Raw genomic sequence first — 19,313 nt, 5'->3', positions numbered from 1 at the left:
CAAAATGAGAGGGTGAAGATAATGCTGATTCACTATAACGGAAATATGCCACAGCTCCATTCATCTGTCTATGTGGCAGAAGGAGCAAAAATTGTCGGAAAGGTAACGATCGGCCAAGATTCCTCCGTATGGTTTAATGCCGTACTGCGCGGGGATATGGCGCCTGTCATCATCGGTGAACGCTGCAATATTCAGGATGGGGTCGTGGGCCATGTGAACACGGACCAGCCTCTAGTGCTGGCGAATGATATTTCGGTGGGACATGCTGCCATTATCCATGGCTGTACGGTAGGCAAAGGCACTTTAATCGGTATGGGGGCCATTGTACTCAACGGAGCGGAGCTTGGTGAATATGCTTTAATAGGAGCAGGGTCGGTCGTTACGGAAAATACTAAAATACCACCCTATACTCTTTCTCTCGGTACACCTGCCAAAGTGGTGCGTGAATTGACCGATGCGGACTTGCAGCGGATGTCACGAACGGCACTCAGCTATGTGGCGAAAGGAAAAGAATATAGGATCTCTTAAACTCATGTTGGAGGTGCATCCTATGGATAAAATGAAGGTTACTTATGAAGTAATGTTGGGGCTGTCTGCTGAAATGGTTTTGGACGAGGCATTACGTAAACACCGGAGTGAAAAGCTCTACAAGGATATTGATGAGGCGCTGGCCTCCGGAGATGAAGTAGCTTTCCGTCATCTTACGGATGAGCTGAGAGCGATGAGTTGAAACGATTTTAGGGAGCTTTAGCTGGGCATTTCAGGCCCATCGTCAGTTCAAGATCATAAATCACAAACCTGACCGTAGCTGCGGCCAGGTTTTTTTGGAGATTATAAATTTTCAGGCGGAGCTGAACAATCCTATAATCGGAGAATAACTTCCGCTAAGCAAGATCGACTTCCGTGAAAGTACGTCGATAGACGTTTTTCTTATACGATTGGATATGATATAGTTTTGGAAGGATGGAGCCTGTGGGGGTTCTATCGTTTGAACGGAGGATGAAGGTCATGTCGTTATCTTATTTGTGGAGCCGGTCGTTCCTGACGAGCCGGCCTTTTTTGTGGCTGTTGTTCTGGTGCAATCTGATTGGAACAGTGTATGGGTACATATGGTATGGAGGACAGCTGGAATATACGCTAAAATTTCACCCGCTGTGGCAAATTGTATTTGTGCCTGATAGCCCGACGGCCAGTCTGTTTTTTACATTCTCTATCATATTTTTGCTTTATCCTCCACGTCTCAAGAGCTTGAGACTGATTCGTCAGGTGATGGAGGCGTTGGCTGTGGTTACGAGTATAAAGTACGGTATCTGGGCCTCGACTATTATTTTTTGGGGTGTGGCGCAGGGGGACCATATGATATGGCAGGATTGGATGCTGGTGGCTTCTCATACGGCCATGGCAGTTGAAGCACTGCTATTCGTACGTTTTTTTACCTGCAATTGGATTGCTTTAGGATTGGCCGCTATATGGACACTGTTAAACGATACGATGGATTATACATTTGGCATTTATCCGTACCTTCCAAAGACACTAACGGATGATGTACCGCAAGTGTGTGCTTTTACCTATATACTGACGTTTTTCAGTATCGTAGCGGGATGGCTGGCTATGCTGGCACGCAATCAAAAGACATCGTATCATCGAGATACAGCTTGAGTCGTAGCCTGGTTTCGAACGATTCACCTAAAGCCAGTTCTAGTCCCGGTAACCTTGCCATACAGTAAGCACCTAAAGCCAGTTCTAGTCCCGGTAACCTTGCCATACAGTAAGGTGAGGAGGGATGTCCCATGATTTGGGGTCGGGGGTTTCGTATTACGTTACGTGTTGTATCGAGTATTGTGTTATCTATGGTCCTGCTGCTGTTCGTCTGCGTCCCTCCAGGTATAGCGGTAGCACGCGATCAGTCAAAACCTACTGTTAATACAAAAGAAATTCAAAAACTGGATCAAGCCGCTGCGATATTGTACCGGGACGTAATGGACGGGAATATTGAAAAAGCGCGCGCGGATGTTGCTGAGGTGAGCCGATGGTTCAGCACTGGGCAGGTACAGGCAGCGCTATCTGTAGAGGCCATTCATGCTTTATCCGGCAGTATCCTTGAGGTGCAGCAGGCTACACAGTCCGTGCAAGCTTCGCCTGATGAGTGGGTGAAGGCAGCGGCCAGTTTGCGGCTTGCGACAGATGCACTTGCACATCCGCGCCAGCCCTTATGGCAGCAGTATTATAAAATTTTAAAAGAAGATGTCAGTGGCCTGAACACCCAGTTTGCTAAAGGTAACATGAAGGGTTTTGCGGCTGGAGCCGCAGTGCTGGAGGATCACTATGAGACGATACGTACAGCAGCCCTCATCCATGGTAAGACAAGCGAGGTCGTACGGACCGATTCATGGATTTCCTACGTAAAAGGATTGGGGGATCAGCAAAGCGTAGATGCTTCAGCGATTAGGGGAGCATTGGAGCAAGGGAACCCGACCTTTAATGCCTTGTTTGGACGTGAAAAAGACGCCACTGCTTTGGCACCATTTATCCCCCGTGAGAGCGAACGCCGAGCGGAATTGGCAATCGGGACGATTGTACTGCTGGTGCTGACTTATGTAGGGTATCGGAAATATCGAACCGGGTTTTCAAGATAACGCTGAGCAGCTGAATTGTCCGAACTGCTCGAGCAGTCGCAGCTGGAGCCTTGGATCTGTTCTATATACGTTTGTCCTCGCCCGGATTTCCGGGCTATTCCTCTTTGAATCCCTCTCCATGTACATCATGCACATCCTGAATGATGATAAACGCTCGAGGATCGACGGACTTCACAATCTGATGCAAACGCCGTATTTCCTGACGAGACACAACGCAGTAGGCAACATGCTTGGCCTGCTTGGAAAATGCTCCTACAGCGGGAATAATCGTAACTCCCCGATCCATGTCCTTTGTAATCATATCGGCAATATCCATCGTATGGTCACTGATAATCATAAAAGCTCTGGCTGAATAAGCCCCCTCCTGTATAAAATCAATAATCTTGGACGCGATGAACACGGCGACTAGTGTATAGAGAATTTTTTCTTTTGGTATGTAAAGTAATGAAGCGCCGATAATGACAATATCAATCACCAGCAGAATCCTTCCCATACTCCAGCCGAAATTTCGATTTAAAATTCGAGCGATAATATCCGAGCCGCCAGTAGTCCCGCCAAAGCGGAATACAATACCTAACCCGGCCCCGAGTGTAACCCCGGCATATAATGAAGAAAGTATAATATCGTGTTCGGTTTGAAAAGTCCCCATCCATCCCCGATGAATCATTTTTTCAAACAGCCACAGAAAAAAAGTGAGCGATCCGATACCTACCCCCGTATATATAATTTGCTTGCCGCCAAGCATTTTCCATCCGATCAAAAATAAAGGAATATTCAGGAGTAATGTGGAGAGCGAGGGGGAAATCGAAAAAGCATAATTCAGCAATAGCGTAATCCCTGTAATGCCGCCTTCCATCAGTTTACTGGGTATAATGAAATACAGCAGACCGAATGCATAGATAGCAGTGCCGAGCAGAATGGGTAAAATGATTTTAAGCTGTTCGATGAATTTGGATATCTTCATATAATCCCTCGCAATAGCAGTTTGGTGATGAACGATTTCTTGTAATTTGGGAAAACCGTAGATCCTTATGTTTAGTATACCTTTTTATGGTAGGTTTAAAAGTCTAATGATTACAAGATGGAGGCGCAAGTTCAATTTAAAAAAAATTTGTTTTAAAATGTGCTTTACGATAACATATGAATAAACCTGCACATAGGGGGATTGTATGCTTCATGGAAAAATCGTTAGATGATATTCAACGTGAGGTAGATCAGTATATATCTCAATTCAAGGAAGGGTATTTTAGCCCTTTGGCGATGCTGGCCCGGATGTCTGAGGAAGTCGGAGAACTGGCGAGGGAAGTGAATCACTCCTTTGGCGAAAAACCGAAAAAAACGGATGAGGCTGACAATTCTATTGAGCTGGAGCTGGGGGATATTTTGTTCATTACGGTTTGCTTTGCGAATTCGCTGGGTATAAATTTGACCGAGGCTCATGACAAGGTCATGCATAAATTTAACACACGTGACGCGAATCGCTGGACCAAAAAGGACACCGATTAGGCGTTTTGTACATATGCTGTACCAAACCGGTTACCCGGAGGTGCAGTGTCATGAAGGCGGAGGAATACGTCCAGAAAGCTTACCAATGCATTTTGCAGAACGATTTTGAGCAGGCCGTGGAATGGTTTGAAAAAGCGATTTCAGCCCAGCCTGATCATGCGGAGCATTATTTCCGGTGTTCGGTGACCTATGCTCGCAGTGGACGTTTGGAGCAGGCGCTCGCCTATGCAGAGCACGCAGTTCGTCTGGCTCCACAGCAGGATGAATATGTGCTTCATCTGCATGCGCAGCAAGCCAGGCAACTCACGGAGAAGGCCAGAAAGATGCTAGATGTAGAAAAAATTACATCACAGCTGCATCGAGATGCGATCTTGCTGCTGGAACAGGCAATTGCTCTTGATCCGCTATGCGGTGATGCATTTATGCTGCTCGCATTGATTTATGATGAATTGAGTGAATATGAGCTGGCTGTGCAGGCTGCCCGTGAGGCGGCTGCATTGTTTCCTCACAATGTACAGCTTGCCAATCTCATGAAGAAGTTATGCCAACAGATGAATGAACAAATCTAGCACAAATTGATGCATAAGGAGTTGTAGGGATATGTCAGAACCAATAAAAGTAGCTGTCGTAGGTGCAGCAGGGCGTATGGGCCGTGAGGTTGTCAAGTTGGTTCTCCAGGATGAGGAACTACAGCTTGTGGCCGCAGTGAACAGAACGCACGCCGGCAGTGATGCCGGCCTTCTCGTCGGACTGAAGGAAGCGGGCATCGCTATTGTAGAGGACGTGGAGCAGGCTTTGCTGGATGGTCGACCAGATGTCATGGTCGATTTTACGGGGCCGCGTTTTGCGTACGCACATACAGCGCTTGCTATCAAGCATGGAGTTCGTCCGGTTATCGGAACCACAGGGTTAACACCCGAGCAGATTGATGAACTGGACAAGCAGTGCCGGGAACAGCAAATCGGTGGTCTGATTGCGCCTAACTTCTCCATTGGAGTCATTTTGATGATGCGCTTTGCGGCTCAGGCTGCAAAATACTTCCCGCATTTGGAAATCATCGAATATCATGGTGACCAAAAATTGGACGCGCCTTCCGGAACAGCCATCAAGACTGCAGAGCTGATTGCGGAGCAACGCCAGGAGCTGCGACAGGGCAATCCGGAAGAGGAGGAAACCCTTGAGGGATCACGTGGCGGTTACTATCAAGGCTTTCGTATCCATAGTGTCCGGCTCCCCGGCGTATTCGCGCAGCAGGAAGTGATATTCGGAGGATTTGGACAATCCCTTAAAATCCGTCAGGACTCTTATGAGCGGGCTGGCTATATGCCTGGTGTCAAAATCGGTATTCAAAAAGTCATGGAGCAGCCGGGACTTGTATACGGGTTTGAGCATTACATTGATTAAGAATAATGCGAATGAATTGACGAACGGAATTATAGAATGAGGCAGGAGGAATTTCGAATGTTAAAGATTGCATTTATAGCGCATGATCGTAAAAAGGATGAAATTGTTAATTTTGCAACGGCATATGAGCATGTGTTTACAGACCATCAATTGTATTCAACAGGCACGACAGGTCTGCGCATTATGGAGCAAACAAAGCTTCAAATTCACCGTTTCATGTCAGGACCGCTTGGGGGAGACCAGCAAATCGGAGCCTTGGTTGCACAAAACGAAATGGATATGATTATATTCTTGCGTGACCCGTTAATGGCACAGCCGCATGAGCCGGATATTAGTGCGTTGCTGCGTCTGTGTGACGTGCAGGGGATCCCTTTGGCAACTAATGTTGCAACGGCTGAAATACTGGTTAAGGCGCTGGATCGCGGCGATTTTGCATGGCGTGAGCTGGTACATAAATATAAACCGGGCATTGACGAGTTGGGTGATGTGAAATGACGCTGGACATCCTGATTTTTGGTGCTCATGCCGACGATGCAGAGATAGGCATGGGGGGCACGATTGCCAAGCATACAGCCGCTGGTTTAAAAGTGGGCGTGTGCGATTTGACACGGGCTGAAATGTCCTCCAATGGGGATGTGGATACTCGTTTGGCAGAAGCTGAGCACGCATCGAAAGTGCTGGGGCTTGCCGTGCGGACGAATCTGGGACTGCCTGACCGTGGATTATATGTGACACCTGAGCATGTAGCTGCAGTTACAGCAGAGATCAGGCGTCATGCACCCAAAATCGTATTTGCTCCATATTGGGAGGATCGGCACCCGGATCATGTTATGTGCAGCAAACTGGTGGAGGAAGCGGTGTTTAACGCCAAGCTACGACGCTTTATGTCAGAAAAACCTGCGGTTCAGGTGGAGCAATTATATTTTTATTTTATTAATGACATCGGCAGAACGGACCTGATCGTGGACATCACCGAGCACTATGAAGCCAAGGAGCAATCGCTGTTAAGCTATGCTTCGCAATTTCAGGCTGCACCAGGTAAGGATACGGTAGCTACGCCGTTAAATCAGGGATATGTAGAGCGTGTGAAAGCCCGGGACTCTTTGTTGGGTCAGCGAAAACTGATTTCATATGCAGAGGGCTTTGCGTCCAAAACGCCTCATCTGGTTAAGCTATTCACATAAGGATTTATAAAATTCTTGACATAAGTGTGCACTGTATTTGGTGTGTGCTATTATTAAAAGTCATTTCCGATGAACGGAAGGGGGCAGCTTAACTTGAATGAAAAATTGAAAATTGGAATTACCTGTTATCCATCGCTGGGAGGTTCCGGTGTAGTGGCGACAGAGCTGGGCAAGTTGCTGGCCGAGAAGGGGCATGAGGTCCATTTTATTGCCAATAGCATTCCGTTCAGATTAGGCGGGGCATTCCAAAAAAATATATTTTATCATGAGGTTGAGGTTAACGACTATTACGTGTTCAGATATCCGCCTTATGATTTGTCGCTGGCCACAAAAATGGCCCAGGTCGCACAAATGAAGAACTTGGATGTACTTCATGTTCATTATGCGGTACCCCATGCGGTCTGCGCTTATTTAGCCAAGGAAATGGTGGGCGATCACCTCAAGGTGGTAACCACGCTGCACGGTACGGACATTACGGTGCTGGCACAGGATGAATCGTTGAAAGACCTGATTCGCCTGGCTATTAACAAAAGCGACGCTGTGACAGCAGTTTCCAAGGATTTGATTCGTGAGACGATAGATGCGCTGGAGATTACTCGGCCCATTGACTTGACCTACAACTTTGTCGACAAACGGGTGTATTATCCAAGAGATGCGGCTGCGCTGCGGAGAGATTTTGCACAGCCGGATGAAAAAATTATGATGCATATTTCCAATTTCCGCCCTGTCAAACGGGTGGGAGACGTATTGGATATATTTGAACGAGTGCAGGAAAAGATACCTTCGAAGCTGCTGCTGGTTGGGGAAGGGCCGGATCTTCCGAAAATCCGCTGTAAAATAGAAAATTTAGGCTTACAGGATAAGGTATTCTTTTTGGGTAAGCAAGATGAGATTGCACAAGTCATTTCCATGGCGGATGTGCTGCTGCTTCCTTCGGAAAAGGAAAGCTTTGGGCTGGTTGCGCTTGAAGCAATGGCTTGCGGAGTGCCGACCGTTGGCTCTCAGGCAGGCGGCATACCTGAACTTGTTGTACATGGAAGTACGGGCTATCTTGCTGAAATTGGCAACACCGAGGCAATGGCTGAATATGCAGTCGAGCTGTTATCCGATGAAGCGATGGCAGAACGTTTCCGTGAAGCCTGTCTGGCACGTGCTCGTACTGTTTTCTGTGATGAGCTGATTAGTCGTCAATATGAAGAAATATATTACCGTGTGTTGGGACGCGAGGTACCGGATCTTAAACCGATCTGCGTTTAAGAAGACGGACTTGCGTCCGTTTTTTTATTGAATATTTGCAAAGGGGGAAACCCTGTGAACACAAATACGTGGCAATATGCTGATCAAGAGATGGCTCTTCATAGCAGAGAGGTCATACATACACTAACGGCAGCAGGTCACGAGACCTACTGGGTAGGTGGCTGTGTACGGGATGAGCTGTTAGGTCGTGCTATTCATGACATGGACCTGACCACTTCGGCTGAGCCTGAACAAGTCATAGCACTGTTCCCTCATGTCATTCCGACAGGAATTCAGCATGGGACGGTTACGGTCATGCAGGGCGGTCATGCATTCGAGGTGACCACATTTCGTACGGAAAGCGGCTATGCTGATCACCGCCGACCCACGGAAGTCGCTTTTGTGAAGGACATCCGGCAGGATCTGATGCGACGTGATTTTACCATGAACGCGATAGCAATGGATAAATATGGAGCGCGAGTGGACCCGTTTGGAGGGGAAGCTGATTTACGGGCTGCTCTCGTCCGTTGTGTGGGCCGTGCCGAGGAACGATTTGAGGAGGACGGACTGCGAATGCTGCGTTGCATCCGTTTTGCCTCTGTTTTCCGTTTCCGTGTCGCCTTCAACACCTGGAAAGGGATGATTCGACGCAGAGAAGGACTTCGATTTATAGCAATGGAGCGCGTACGAGTCGAACTGGAAAAGATGCTATCCGGGCCGGACCCATTGCGTGGGCTGGAAATGCTGAGGCGCAGCGGATTGCTGGCCTGTACAAAGGTGCCTGTTCCCTGGGAGCAATGCGAAAGGGACGCGCTTAGCGGGATCGTGGAGCTGCCGGATGAACTGCGTTGGGGCTTGCTCCTGTTATCTTGCAGACTAACCTCGGAGACAGCCGACGAGCTGCTGAGAGCTTGGACCTTCTCCAACGCTGTACGTCTGCGGCTGGTCCATCTGCTGGAATGGGAGGCCGAGCTAGTCAGCTGTGCTGTGGTGATAGCGGTTGATTCCGCTTCGCACAAAGATGATGAATTCCACGATGAGGCACTGCGTCGCAGCTGGATTCGACTGTTAATTAAACTGGGACGGGATACCGCTTTGGATTGGCTTGAGCTTTATAAGACACTGCCTCCCTCATTCCGTGGATTATCGTCAGGGGCAGACATGCATGTGGCGAGGATGGCAGAACTGGCCAATTCATGGACGAAGCAAGCCGCTGTGATTCGCATTAAGGATTTAAACATTACAGGAAATGTACTGGTTCAAGCGATGAATCGACCGGGTGGGCCTTGGCTAGGGCAGACGCTGGAACAGCTTCTACTGGCTGCCGCCTGCGGAGATATTCCGAATGAAACAGAAGCATTGCTTCAGGAAGCGAAACGGGTGACGAAACGGGTGATAAGTAGTGAATAATCATGAGAGATTGTTAGGCATACTGGAGGAGGGGACATCCGATTATGTCTCAGGGGAGGAAATCAGCCGCCGCCTCTCGGTCAGCCGCACGGCGGTATGGAAGCAGATTAACAAGCTGCGTGAGCTGGGCTACAATATTGAAGCCTCCTCGCGTCGGGGCTACCGAATCGTGTCCCGACCAGATCGACTGGAAGTTTCCAAACTGGCACATTCATTGAATACACAATCGTTTGGCAAGCGTATCGTTATACTGGATTCGACGGTCTCCACTCAGCAGGATGCCATGCGTTTGGCAGAAGAGGGAGCGCCGGAGGGAACGGTAGTGCTGGCAGAGGAGCAGACAGCAGGCCGGGGACGTTTGGGCCGGAGGTGGTTTTCACCTCGCGGCAAAGGCGTCTGGATGAGCATTGTGCTGCGTCCCACCCAGCCCATGGCCTTTACTCCCCAACTGACACTGCTTACAGGTGTGGCGTTGTGCAGGGCCATTCGTCGTCTGACGGGTGTGGAGGCTGGCATAAAGTGGCCGAATGATCTGCTTATTCATGGTCGCAAAGTCTCCGGTATTCTGCTGGAATCTGCAGCAGAGGATCAACGGGTCCGCTATTGTATTGCAGGCATCGGCATTGATGTGAATTTGAATAGGGATGATTACCCCGAAGAGCTATCCCAGGTGGGAACGTCCTTGAAAATAGAGGCAGGGCGTGAAATTGACCGTACTGAATTGATTGCAGCAGTGCTGGGGGAGATGGAGCAGCTATGCAGGTTGTATGCAGAGCAGGGGTTCCAGCCTATAGCCATGCTGTGGGAGGCGCTATCGGTAACGATCAACCGCACTGTACGTGCACACACCGGACAAGGGGTAGCAGTAGAAGGTACTGCCGTTGGCTTGGACCCTTCTGGGGCATTAGTGGTAGAAACAGATCAGGGAGAGCGAATTCAGGTTATTTCAGGCGATATACAATTGTAAGAGCTAGCATAGCTGTGAGTAACGCCCGGAATCGCTATGTTCTCTGTGCAAAACTTCACGTGAAAAAGTGGATGTTTTTTGTTATACTGTGCAGGAGGCGGCATCGGACGGTCCGAGCTGCACTCCAAGGGCACATGCTCTACTTTAGCAAGTTTGTAAAACCATCATAACTTCATTTGAAGGTTACGTTGGATTCTGCTCTGAGCCGAACAGGACCGAGACAGAAGGGACGATCTCAAAATGAGTGTCTTTTTTGGCTGTTCGGACCTTTTAATGACGCACATATGCAGGCGTTCATAAAAGGTTATTTTTTGTGCCAAAAAAAGATGAAGGGAGCCATGCCAAGTGGCCGGAAAACAAGCACTGAATATTGTGAAAATGAAAAAAATGAAGCAGGAGGGCATTCCGCTCAGCATGCTGACCGCGTATGATTATCCATCGGCTAAAATAGCCGAGGAGGCGGGAATTGACATGATTCTCGTGGGTGATTCGCTGGGTAACGTAGTTCTCGGTTACGATTCGACCATTCCCGTAACTTTGGACGATATCGTCTACCATTCCCGGGCGGTAGCAAGAGGTGCGGAGCATACATTTATCGTAGCGGACATGCCTTTTATGACATACCACAGCAGCGTATCGGAAAGCCTTCAGGGTATTCGCCGTCTGATGCAGGGAGGACATGTGCATGCTGTCAAATTGGAAGGCGGAGCAGAAATTGTCGACGTCGTAAAAGCGACTGTTCAGGCAGGTGTACCTGTACTGGGACATATCGGTCTTACACCACAGTCTGTTAATCAGATTGGCGGCTATCGCATTCAGGGTAAGGATGAAGCAGACGCACGTCGGTTGATGGATGACGCCAAGGCGCTGGAGCAAGCGGGTGCATTTGGCATTGTACTGGAATTGGTGACTGAGGAGGTCGCAACGGCGATTTCCAAAGAACTGTCCATTCCGACCATTGGAATTGGTGCTGGACGCGGATGCGATGGTCAGGTGCTGGTCTATCACGACCTGATTCAATATGCATCGCCTTATTACAGCAAGCGCTTTGTTAAAACCTATGCCGATGTAGGCGGCTTGATCCGCAGCAGCATTGAGCAATATGTGAGCGATGTGAAGGGACGCGCCTTTCCAGCTGAAGAGCATGTGTTCAGTGCGGACGATCGTGTCGTGGAAGCTCTGTACGGTAAGGCCAAAGGCCAGGCCAAGGAGCAAGTTAGGCAACAAGCTAAGGAAAAGGTGGAATCCCAGTCATGATCATCGTAAGAGAAGTGGCTCAGCTGCGGCAGGCTATTGCTGAACGGCGGCAGCTTGGCACAAACAGAGCAAAAGCGGAATACGGTTCTGCTGCTATACAGCAACATACAGTCGGCTTTGTGCCGACGATGGGGTACTTGCATGAAGGCCACGCAAGCTTGATGCAAAAGGCGCGTGAACTGTCAGATACAGTGGTGCTCAGCATTTTCGTCAACCCGATTCAATTTGGACCTAATGAAGATCTGGACAGCTACCCTCGTGATGAAGCACGTGATCTGGAGGTAGCGCGGCGCGAGGGTGTGGATATTGTATTTTTGCCAACAGTAGCGGAAATGTACCCGCAGCCAACCCGAACCAAAATTCACGTATCCGCTTTGACGGAACGCTTATGTGGCGCTTCACGTCCGGGACATTTTGATGGTGTGACGACGGTGGTAGCCAAGCTGTTTAACATGGTCAATCCTGATCTGGCCTTCTTTGGTATGAAGGACGCGCAGCAGGTTGCTGTGCTTCAGCAGATGGTGACCGATCTCAATATGAATGTGACCATTGTACCTTGCCCGATCGTCCGAGAGGCTGACGGTTTGGCCCTGAGCTCGCGTAATGTGTATTTGAGTGCAGAGCAGCGGGAGCAGGCGTTGGTACTGTCCCAATCACTGCGCAAGGTGCGTGAAGTGAGCGAAGATGCTGTACAAAACTCGTTTACAATCGGTCAGATACATCAAATGGTAGAGTCCACCATTACCTCCTCACCATTGGCAGACATTGATTATATTGAAATATTAACTTTTCCCGGCTTAGAGCCAATTCTTGCCGAGCAGCGGCTAAGTGATGTTCAAGAGGACATCATTGTAGCGCTGGCTGTGAAATTTGGGAACACCCGACTGATTGACAATATTAGATTACAGAAAGCGGAGGTGCTTTCCCATGTTTAGAACGATGATGAAATCGAAAATTCACCGTGCGACGGTGACTGAAGCCAATCTTAACTATGTGGGGAGTATTACGATTGATGAGGATTTGATGGAGACATCCGATCTGCTGGAAAATGAAATGGTTCAAATTGTGAACAATAACAACGGGGCCCGGTTGGAAACCTATGTTATCCCTGGACCGCGTGGCAGCGGCGTGATTTGCCTCAATGGTGCAGCAGCGCGTCTGGTGCAGCCTGGTGATACGGTCATTATTATTTCCTACGCTTCTATGTCAAATGAAGAGGCAAAAACATACAAACCGACTGTGGTATTCGTTGATGAACATAATAAACCAGCCCAGACGGCGAATAAGGAAGTACACGCTACGATCATGTAATGAATGGGAGTGCGGATGAAACACGTCCTTTAGGCGAAGAATGTGAGTGTATTACTCCATCTTTCGTAAGGGCGGGATGCACATGTTCCAGCATGTATTCGCAGAAATGAACAGCATGTTAGATGATATCGTGAAGCATTACCCATCAGCCCAAGGTTCTCGCAAGCAGGAGCTGCTGCAGCATTGGAGTTTGCTGCGGAAAATGAGTGACAGAATTATGGATGAATGGCTGGCCTTTGAGGAAAAAATGGTTTGCCTGCGAGCGGCCGGCTTTTCCGCAGAGTCCGACATTTCTGACGCAGAGCTTTCTGAAAAGGAACTGCCTGAAAAGGAGCTGCTGGCTTATAATCGGGGACAAGGGTATTACCAACTGCTTATGTACCCTGAGGCCATTCAGCAGTTTGAGCAGGTATTACAGCATTTTCCGAACAGCTGGCAAAGTCGTATGTATTTAGGGATGGCGCATTTTCAACTGGAGGATACAGCGGAGGCTGTACGCCATTTTCAAAAGGTGCTGCACCTGACAGAGCAGCCAGGACTTAAGGCGGCCATCTATAATGCGCTGGGCTGTCTGATGGCCAAACAGGCTGATGTAGAGGCAGCGCAAAAATGTTTTGCTCGCGCGCACCAGCTCGATCCTGCAATGCCCGAGCCGCTGCACAATATGGAAGCCTGTTTGTCCGGTACTAAAATGCTTCGCTACGACAGCTCGATGATGCCCTGGATGTAGTTGTCAGACACCGGGTAAGACGATGCATGCCCACCTCCTCAGGCGGCGTATGCATCGTCTTTTTTGGCTGTCTTAATTTCCAAAAAGGCGATATTCTGCTATGCTGTTATACGGAGTTATTATTTTTGTATGTGTCAAAAGAAAGGATTTAGCCCGAATGAAATTTGCGGTATTGGATTTTGAAACGACAGGCACCCAGTCCGCGGATGACATCATTCAAGTCGGACTTGCAATTATAGATCATGATAACAGCATTTCCCGTGTTTACGGTTCTTATGTGAACCCTGGCAGACCCATTCCGCCTTTTATTACCGGGTTGACCGGAATTACAGACGATGACGTCAAGGATGCCCCAGCACTTGAAGAGATGATGATGGAGCTTGTACCTATGCTGGATGATGTTGTGCTGGTCGGTCATAATGTGGCATTTGATTTTAATTTTTTGCAAAACGCTTTAGATCGGTGTGGATATCTGCCGTTTAGCGGTAGAATTTTGGACACAATGGATTTTCTGAAAATCATGTTTCCATCGCTTTCCTCCTATCAGCTGGGATTTGTATCTTCGGAGTTCGGGCTGGCTCATGACCGTCCCCATCAAGCAGACAGCGACGCGTTGGCTACGGCCGAGGTGTTTTTAAAGTGTGTGGGAGAGCTTCAAGCCTTGCCTTTAATCACGATACAGCGGCTCAGTGATTTGTTCGCAGAGGAAGAAAGTGATCTTGGATGGTTTCTTGACGGGGTACGTGAAGAGAAAGAGCTTGATCCCATTCAGGATTTGGAGGGGCATCAGTTTTATCGCCAGCTTGCACTAAAGGTGGAAGATTGGACAGAGCTAGCTACTCCGCGCAGAGAAGATGATCCAAATCCGCTGTCGGGTGTTTCCTTTGATAAATACATGGATGATGTGCGAGATCATTTACGTTCATCCTTGAGCCAATACGAGGAGCGCGAAGCGCAGGTACAGATGATAGAGGATGTAAATCAGGCGCTGAGTGAAGACAAGCATTTGCTGATCGAGGCGGGTACAGGGACAGGCAAGTCTCTGGGTTATTTGCTTCCATCACTGTATCATAGTGTAAAATATGGTCAGCGAGTCACAGTAAGTACGCATACAATCAACCTGCAGGAGCAATTGCGTGAGCGCGATATTCCGATGCTGACGAAGGTGATTCCGTTCCCGTTCCGGGCTGCCATTTTTAAGGGGCGGAGGCATTATTTGTGTCTGCGCAAGTTTGAACATAAAATAAACAGAAGAGACTTCGCAACACCTAAGGAAGACTTAATTACAGCTGCCCAGATGATCGTCTGGCTGACACTCACGGAAACTGGTGATGATGAAGAATTGAATCTGAGCAACCGTGGCGGAGATTTTTGGGAAACAGTGGCAAGTGATTCCGAGTCCTGTCTTGGCCGTTCATGCCCGTGGTTCCGTAAATGCTTTTATCATCGTGCACGTCATGAGGCCGGAACAGCGGATGTGGTTATAACGAATCACTCCAAGCTGTTTACGGATGTCAAGGCAAGTCATCAGCTATTGCCAAGCTATGAGCATCTGGTCATTGATGAAGCACACCATCTGGAGGAAGTTGCTGGTAAGCATCTGGGCATGCATATGAAATATTTCACACTCGTTCATACGCTGACCCGGCTGTTCAAAGACAGCAAGAATGGACAGCTGCCTTCATTGCGTCAGCAGTTGGTAAAGTCCGGTCATGAGAAGTCGGCAGATTGGGCTTCGATCATCGACCAGGTATATCCACTTGTGCTGGAGGTCAAAGAGACATGGGATTTGTTAAGCGACAAGCTATTTGGTATGCTGCCGGAGCGAAGTGATGCGACACCGGGTGAAACGGGGCAGTTTTCTTCCCGTCTCAAGCCGTCGGCCAAGCCTGCCAAGTGGGATCAAGCGGCTGCGCTGGAAAATCAGCTTAATGTTACGCTAAGCGAAATTTTGCGCAAGGGCGATAAGCTGATGCTGGACGTAAAGGAAGAACATGACGATTATGCGGCTGACAGCCTCATTACCGATATCACGGGACTGCTCAAGGATTTGGCGGGCGTGAAGGAAAATTTGCGCTTCTTTATGCGTCTTGATGATGAAACGACCGTCTACTGGCTTGAGGCAAGCGGGCAATTTCGCAGTAAATCACTGCAATTTTATGCAGTGCCTGTAGATGTGAGCCGCCAGCTGAAAGAAATGTTTTTTGACAAAAAAAGAAGCATTATTCTGACCTCAGCTACCTTATCGGTAGATAAGTCGTTTCAGTACATGACCGATCAGCTTGGTTTGCAGGAAGCTGCAGAAGAGGGGCGGCTTATGACTTCGCAGCTCCCGTCGCCCTTTAACTACAGGGATCAGGTGCTGCTGGTCATTCCCCGGGATTTCCCGAGTGTAAAGGGAAGTGTTGGAGATGCACATTTTGTAAATATGCTCGTTAGCTCGCTAGGCTCGACTGCTCAGGCGACCGGGGGGAGAATGCTCGTTTTATTTACCTCGTACCGGATGCTCCGGCAGGTGTACGAGCCACTCAAAGAGGCATTATCTTCCAGCGATATCACTGTGCTGGGACAGGGTGTAGACAGTGGGAGCCGCAGCAAGCTGACCCGGCGTTTTCAGGAGGCCAAAGCTTCTGTATTGCTGGGAACCAGCAGCTTCTGGGAAGGTGTCGATATTCCAGGCAAGGCGCTGACTTGCTTGGCAATTGTCCGGCTGCCGTTTCAACCGCCAAATCACCCGTTGCTGGAGGCGAAAAGCGAGCTGCTTCAGCAGCAAAAGAAAAATCCATTTATGAAGCTGTCTGTTCCACAGGCGGTCATTCGCTTTAAACAGGGATTTGGGCGTTTGGTACGTACAGCGAGCGACCACGGGGTCGTCATCGTATACGATACACGTGTAATCGAATCCTATTACGGAAAGCACTTTTTGTACTCGTTACCGGGACCAAAAATGGAGCATATGCCGACGGAGCAAATGGTGCCCCGCATCTCTGAATGGCTCCAATCCGCCCCGGAGACTGAGGCATAATGGACGGACACTTAAACATGTCCGTTACAATTAGGGGGAGCAAGTATGAAATCAGATAAAATTTCAGAGGCAGTTGTGCGGAGGTTACCCGTATATTTACGTTATCTGAATGCACTGCACAAAAGGGAGGTGGCCACGGTCTCTTCCCAGGAGCTGGGACAAAGACTGAACTTGAATCCGGCTCAAATTCGCAAGGATCTTGCATATTTTGGAGATTTTGGCCGAAAGGGTATCGGTTATGATGTTACTTATCTTATTGAAAAAATACGTCATATTCTGAAAATTGATCAGCAAATCAACGTCGTATTGGTCGGAGCTGGTAATCTGGGTCAAGCGCTTTCGAATTATAATGCTTACTTAAAAGATAATATGAAAATTGTAGCGGTATTTGATGCGGTTCCAGAGAAGACGGGGACGATGATCAATACGTTGATCGTTCAGCCAATGGATCAATTGGAAGCGACCATAAAAGAAAAAAATATTCGGATCGGGATTATTACCGTACCGGATTTCGAAGCGCAACACGTGGCTGACAAGCTTATTGAGAGTGGTATTGAAGCGATCTTGAACTTTGCACCGATCATTCTGAAAACCCCGGACAACATCCGGGTACATACCACAGATTTTACAACCGATTTGCTTAGCCTCGCTTATTATTTAGAGGATGGAAAGGAAGAATTGCAATATGACGGTGAATAAATGGATGATTAAAAACGGCTCCTTTGCCGTAAACGGACCGGAAGTCGGAGTAATCCATGGCTATATGATTGTAGAGGATAGCCGGATTACTTACATTGGCGAGACTTTGCCTGCGGGAGAGGAAGAGACAGACGCTTTTGACGGTAAAGGCTTGCTCTTTTTGCCAGGTCTGATTAACACTCATGGTCATGCGGCGATGTCATTGCTGCGTGGGTATGGTGATGATTTGGCACTTCAAGTATGGCTTCAGGAGAAAATGTGGCCGATGGAAGCTAAGTTCACATTTTCAGATGTGTACTGGGGTACTTCCTTGTCTGTGCTGGAAATGCTGAAAGGCGGTACGACGACCTTCCTGGACATGTACGATCATATGGATGAGGTGGCTCGTATAGCTGAAGAATCAGGCATTCGTGCGAGTCTGATGCGTGGGGCGATTGGATTATGCTCTGAGGAGGAGCAGCGAATCAAGCTGGCTGAGGCTGTGACTTTTGCACGTAACTGGCATGGTAAGGCAGATGGTCGTATTACAACGATGATGTCTCCGCATGCGCCTTACACATGCCCGCCTGCGTTTATCGAAAAATTTGTACAGGCTGCGCATGATTTGGATTTACCGCTGCACACACACATGTCCGAGACTCTTGCCGAAGTTGAGCAAAACGTACGTGATTATGGCTTGCGTCCAGTTGCACATTTGGATAAGCTCGGCTTTTTCTCCCGTCCTTCACTTGTTGCTCATGCCGTTCATTTGAATGATGAAGAAATAGCTTTGCTGGCTGAACGTGGTGTAGCGATTTCGCATAATCCGGGCAGCAACCTGAAGCTGGCAAGTGGTGTAGCAAGAGTGCCTGAACTGCTGCGTGCAGGGGTTACTGTTTCCCTCGGAACAGATGGTCCTGCCAGCAATAATAATCTGGATATGTTTGAGGAAATGCGTCTGGCTGCGCTCATCCACAAGGGAGTATCCGGTGATCCTACGGCAGTTCCTGCGAATGAAGCGCTGCGTCTGGCAACAGAATACGGCGCGAAGTCGATTGGTTTAAAAGAGGTAGGAGTACTGGCAGCAGGCAACAAGGCTGACTTTATCGCATTAGATCTGAATCAGGCGCACTTCTTGCCGCGTACAGACCTCGTTTCCCATGCCGTATACTCCGCAAGCGCCAAAGATGTGGCTCATGTGTGGGTTGATGGTCGTCAGGTCGTGAAAAACGGTGAGTGCCTGACTATGGACGAGGAACGTATCAAACATGAGGCACAAGCCGCCTTTGAAGGGCTGCTGTCGCGCTAATTCAGGTGTCACATCCCCTTAGAGAGGAAGCACAGGTTTGAAAAATAAGAAAAAATGGATAGCGGTCGCCGTTTTGGCCGTGATACTGATCCTGGTCAGCATGTTCTGGTATTATTCTTATGTTACGCAAGACCAGGTGGCTGAGAGAAATGCCGCTATCATAAAGGCCAAGCAATCGGGTGGTCTGGTCAGCACGACTCGTACATGGAAGTCAGTATGGAGTCAGGTATATTGGGTAGTTCAAGGGAAAAATGCCCAAAATGAAAATATAATGGTGTGGGTTCCCTTTCAAAAAGTGGAGGGACAGCCTAATGTACCTGCCGCAGATAATAGCGGTATCCATACCGAGCTATTGAAAAACGGAGTCGACGAGGAAAAAATGAAGGCAATCATTCAGCAGCAGCTTCCAGATGCAGAGATTGTGAGTCTCCAGCCGAGCGTGTTCAATGGCGAATATGTTTGGCAGCTGTTTTACAATGATGGAAGTCATCATAACTATACCTTTTACCGTTTCTCAGATGGGGGATCGACGGGGGTAAAGTATACATTGCCTAACTACTAGAGTAATGTGGGGAGTGGCTGATGATGGTTTGAAGGGGTAGGAGCGCCTGGGAGCGCTGCGTAGTCCATTTGATCTTACGATCGCTGTTGCCGCCGGAT

General features: G+C 48.6%; 21 protein-coding genes. 20 read left to right on the top strand and 1 reads right to left on the bottom strand.

Features of this window, described 5'->3' with window-relative positions; all coding sequences use genetic code 11:
- The first annotated feature begins 21 nt into the window (after window positions 1–21).
- The 4 genes from GCU48_RS26210 (at window position 22) to GCU48_RS26195 (ending at window position 2,636) form a co-directional block, all read left to right on the top strand.
- Window positions 22–528, top strand: a complete 507-nt coding sequence (locus GCU48_RS26210) for a gamma carbonic anhydrase family protein (RefSeq protein WP_025718909.1) — start codon at window positions 22–24, stop codon at window positions 526–528.
- A 22-nt stretch (window positions 529–550) separates the two neighbouring features.
- The gene (locus GCU48_RS26205) at window positions 551–730 is read left to right on the top strand and encodes an IDEAL domain-containing protein (RefSeq protein WP_025718907.1); all 180 of its coding nucleotides are present in this window, start codon (window positions 551–553) and stop codon (window positions 728–730) included.
- 278 nt (window positions 731–1,008) lie between these two features.
- Complete coding sequence (locus GCU48_RS26200; protein WP_152382003.1) at window positions 1,009–1,659, top strand: DUF1405 domain-containing protein; 651 nt, start codon at window positions 1,009–1,011, stop codon at window positions 1,657–1,659.
- Between the two features lie 131 nt (window positions 1,660–1,790).
- Window positions 1,791–2,636: a sporulation protein YpjB gene (locus GCU48_RS26195; protein WP_152382002.1), complete on the top strand. Its 846-nt coding sequence runs from the start codon at window positions 1,791–1,793 to the stop codon at window positions 2,634–2,636.
- Between the two features lie 94 nt (window positions 2,637–2,730).
- Here GCU48_RS26195 and GCU48_RS26190 read toward each other — a convergent pair whose 3' ends face one another.
- Complete coding sequence (locus GCU48_RS26190; RefSeq protein ID WP_152382001.1) at window positions 2,731–3,600, bottom strand: YitT family protein; 870 nt, start codon at window positions 3,598–3,600, stop codon at window positions 2,731–2,733.
- Between the two features lie 212 nt (window positions 3,601–3,812).
- Between GCU48_RS26190 and GCU48_RS26185 the strand changes: the two genes are divergently transcribed.
- The 16 genes from GCU48_RS26185 (at window position 3,813) to GCU48_RS26110 (ending at window position 19,215) form a co-directional block, all read left to right on the top strand.
- On the top strand, window positions 3,813–4,142 hold the full coding sequence (locus GCU48_RS26185; protein WP_010345792.1) for a nucleotide pyrophosphohydrolase: 330 nt from the start codon (window positions 3,813–3,815) through the stop codon (window positions 4,140–4,142).
- Between the two features lie 50 nt (window positions 4,143–4,192).
- Complete coding sequence (locus GCU48_RS26180; protein WP_025718901.1) at window positions 4,193–4,711, top strand: tetratricopeptide repeat protein; 519 nt, start codon at window positions 4,193–4,195, stop codon at window positions 4,709–4,711.
- Window positions 4,712–4,742: 31 nt separating this feature from the next.
- Window positions 4,743–5,546 (top strand): 4-hydroxy-tetrahydrodipicolinate reductase, encoded by an 804-nt coding sequence (gene dapB, locus GCU48_RS26175; RefSeq protein ID WP_152382000.1) that lies wholly within the window; start codon window positions 4,743–4,745, stop codon window positions 5,544–5,546.
- Between the two features lie 57 nt (window positions 5,547–5,603).
- Window positions 5,604–6,041, top strand: a complete 438-nt coding sequence (gene mgsA, locus GCU48_RS26170) for a methylglyoxal synthase (RefSeq protein ID WP_025718897.1) — start codon at window positions 5,604–5,606, stop codon at window positions 6,039–6,041.
- The gene (gene bshB1, locus GCU48_RS26165) at window positions 6,038–6,730 is read left to right on the top strand and encodes a bacillithiol biosynthesis deacetylase BshB1 (protein ID WP_152381999.1); all 693 of its coding nucleotides are present in this window, start codon (window positions 6,038–6,040) and stop codon (window positions 6,728–6,730) included. The genes mgsA and bshB1 overlap by 4 nt, the downstream gene beginning before the upstream one ends.
- 93 nt (window positions 6,731–6,823) lie before the next feature.
- A complete protein-coding gene (gene bshA / locus GCU48_RS26160) occupies window positions 6,824–7,987 on the top strand; it encodes an N-acetyl-alpha-D-glucosaminyl L-malate synthase BshA (RefSeq protein WP_152381998.1) in 1,164 nt (387 codons plus the stop codon).
- A gap of 54 nt (window positions 7,988–8,041) precedes the next feature.
- Window positions 8,042–9,376 carry a CCA tRNA nucleotidyltransferase gene (locus tag GCU48_RS26155; protein ID WP_025718893.1) on the top strand — a complete coding sequence of 445 codons (1,335 nt, stop codon included), beginning with the start codon at window positions 8,042–8,044 and terminating at the stop codon, window positions 9,374–9,376.
- The gene (locus GCU48_RS26150; protein WP_152381997.1) at window positions 9,369–10,343 is read left to right on the top strand and encodes a biotin--[acetyl-CoA-carboxylase] ligase; all 975 of its coding nucleotides are present in this window, start codon (window positions 9,369–9,371) and stop codon (window positions 10,341–10,343) included. The genes GCU48_RS26155 and GCU48_RS26150 overlap by 8 nt, the downstream gene beginning before the upstream one ends.
- Before the next feature lie 345 nt (window positions 10,344–10,688).
- The gene (gene panB / locus GCU48_RS26145) at window positions 10,689–11,600 is read left to right on the top strand and encodes a 3-methyl-2-oxobutanoate hydroxymethyltransferase (protein WP_152381996.1); all 912 of its coding nucleotides are present in this window, start codon (window positions 10,689–10,691) and stop codon (window positions 11,598–11,600) included.
- Window positions 11,597–12,535: a pantoate--beta-alanine ligase gene (panC, locus tag GCU48_RS26140; RefSeq protein ID WP_025718890.1), complete on the top strand. Its 939-nt coding sequence runs from the start codon at window positions 11,597–11,599 to the stop codon at window positions 12,533–12,535. The genes panB and panC overlap by 4 nt, the downstream gene beginning before the upstream one ends.
- A complete protein-coding gene (gene panD / locus GCU48_RS26135) occupies window positions 12,528–12,911 on the top strand; it encodes an aspartate 1-decarboxylase (protein WP_152381995.1) in 384 nt (127 codons plus the stop codon). The genes panC and panD overlap by 8 nt, the downstream gene beginning before the upstream one ends.
- Window positions 12,912–12,993: 82 nt before the next feature.
- The gene (locus GCU48_RS26130; RefSeq protein ID WP_025718889.1) at window positions 12,994–13,641 is read left to right on the top strand and encodes a tetratricopeptide repeat protein; all 648 of its coding nucleotides are present in this window, start codon (window positions 12,994–12,996) and stop codon (window positions 13,639–13,641) included.
- Window positions 13,642–13,798: 157 nt separating this feature from the next.
- A complete protein-coding gene (gene dinG / locus GCU48_RS26125; protein ID WP_152381994.1) occupies window positions 13,799–16,666 on the top strand; it encodes an ATP-dependent DNA helicase DinG in 2,868 nt (955 codons plus the stop codon).
- A 45-nt stretch (window positions 16,667–16,711) separates the two neighbouring features.
- Complete coding sequence (locus GCU48_RS26120; protein WP_025718887.1) at window positions 16,712–17,365, top strand: redox-sensing transcriptional repressor Rex; 654 nt, start codon at window positions 16,712–16,714, stop codon at window positions 17,363–17,365.
- Complete coding sequence (locus tag GCU48_RS26115) at window positions 17,352–18,653, top strand: amidohydrolase (RefSeq protein ID WP_152381993.1); 1,302 nt, start codon at window positions 17,352–17,354, stop codon at window positions 18,651–18,653. Before GCU48_RS26120 ends, GCU48_RS26115 begins: the two co-directional genes overlap by 14 nt.
- 37 nt (window positions 18,654–18,690) lie before the next feature.
- The gene (locus tag GCU48_RS26110; RefSeq protein ID WP_025718882.1) at window positions 18,691–19,215 is read left to right on the top strand and encodes a cell wall elongation regulator TseB-like domain-containing protein; all 525 of its coding nucleotides are present in this window, start codon (window positions 18,691–18,693) and stop codon (window positions 19,213–19,215) included.
- Window positions 19,216–19,313: the final 98 nt, after the last annotated feature.

This window comes from Paenibacillus brasilensis, assembly GCF_009363115.1.
Taxonomy (GTDB): Bacteria; Bacillota; Bacilli; order Paenibacillales; family Paenibacillaceae; genus Paenibacillus; species Paenibacillus brasilensis.
Note: the sequence above shows the minus strand (reverse complement) of the source record. Positions and strands in the feature narration are given on the sequence as shown.

Bases quoted from the DNA above. Each gene is read 5' to 3' on its own strand.
- GCU48_RS26210 (WP_025718909.1), top strand. From the start codon at position 22: ATGCTGATTCACTATAACGGAAATATGCCACAGCTCCATTCATCTGTC.
- GCU48_RS26205 (WP_025718907.1), top strand. From the start codon at position 551: ATGGATAAAATGAAGGTTACTTATGAAGTAATGTTGGGGCTGTCTGCT.
- GCU48_RS26200 (WP_152382003.1), top strand. From the start codon at position 1,009: ATGTCGTTATCTTATTTGTGGAGCCGGTCGTTCCTGACGAGCCGGCCT.
- GCU48_RS26195 (WP_152382002.1), top strand. From the start codon at position 1,791: ATGATTTGGGGTCGGGGGTTTCGTATTACGTTACGTGTTGTATCGAGT.
- GCU48_RS26190 (WP_152382001.1), bottom strand. From the start codon at position 3,600: ATGAAGATATCCAAATTCATCGAACAGCTTAAAATCATTTTACCCATT.
- GCU48_RS26185 (WP_010345792.1), top strand. From the start codon at position 3,813: ATGGAAAAATCGTTAGATGATATTCAACGTGAGGTAGATCAGTATATA.
- GCU48_RS26180 (WP_025718901.1), top strand. From the start codon at position 4,193: ATGAAGGCGGAGGAATACGTCCAGAAAGCTTACCAATGCATTTTGCAG.
- dapB (WP_152382000.1), top strand. From the start codon at position 4,743: ATGTCAGAACCAATAAAAGTAGCTGTCGTAGGTGCAGCAGGGCGTATG.
- mgsA (WP_025718897.1), top strand. From the start codon at position 5,604: ATGTTAAAGATTGCATTTATAGCGCATGATCGTAAAAAGGATGAAATT.
- bshB1 (WP_152381999.1), top strand. From the start codon at position 6,038: ATGACGCTGGACATCCTGATTTTTGGTGCTCATGCCGACGATGCAGAG.
- panC (WP_025718890.1), top strand. From the start codon at position 11,597: ATGATCATCGTAAGAGAAGTGGCTCAGCTGCGGCAGGCTATTGCTGAA.
- panD (WP_152381995.1), top strand. From the start codon at position 12,528: ATGTTTAGAACGATGATGAAATCGAAAATTCACCGTGCGACGGTGACT.
- GCU48_RS26130 (WP_025718889.1), top strand. From the start codon at position 12,994: ATGTTCCAGCATGTATTCGCAGAAATGAACAGCATGTTAGATGATATC.
- dinG (WP_152381994.1), top strand. From the start codon at position 13,799: ATGAAATTTGCGGTATTGGATTTTGAAACGACAGGCACCCAGTCCGCG.
- GCU48_RS26120 (WP_025718887.1), top strand. From the start codon at position 16,712: ATGAAATCAGATAAAATTTCAGAGGCAGTTGTGCGGAGGTTACCCGTA.
- GCU48_RS26115 (WP_152381993.1), top strand. From the start codon at position 17,352: ATGACGGTGAATAAATGGATGATTAAAAACGGCTCCTTTGCCGTAAAC.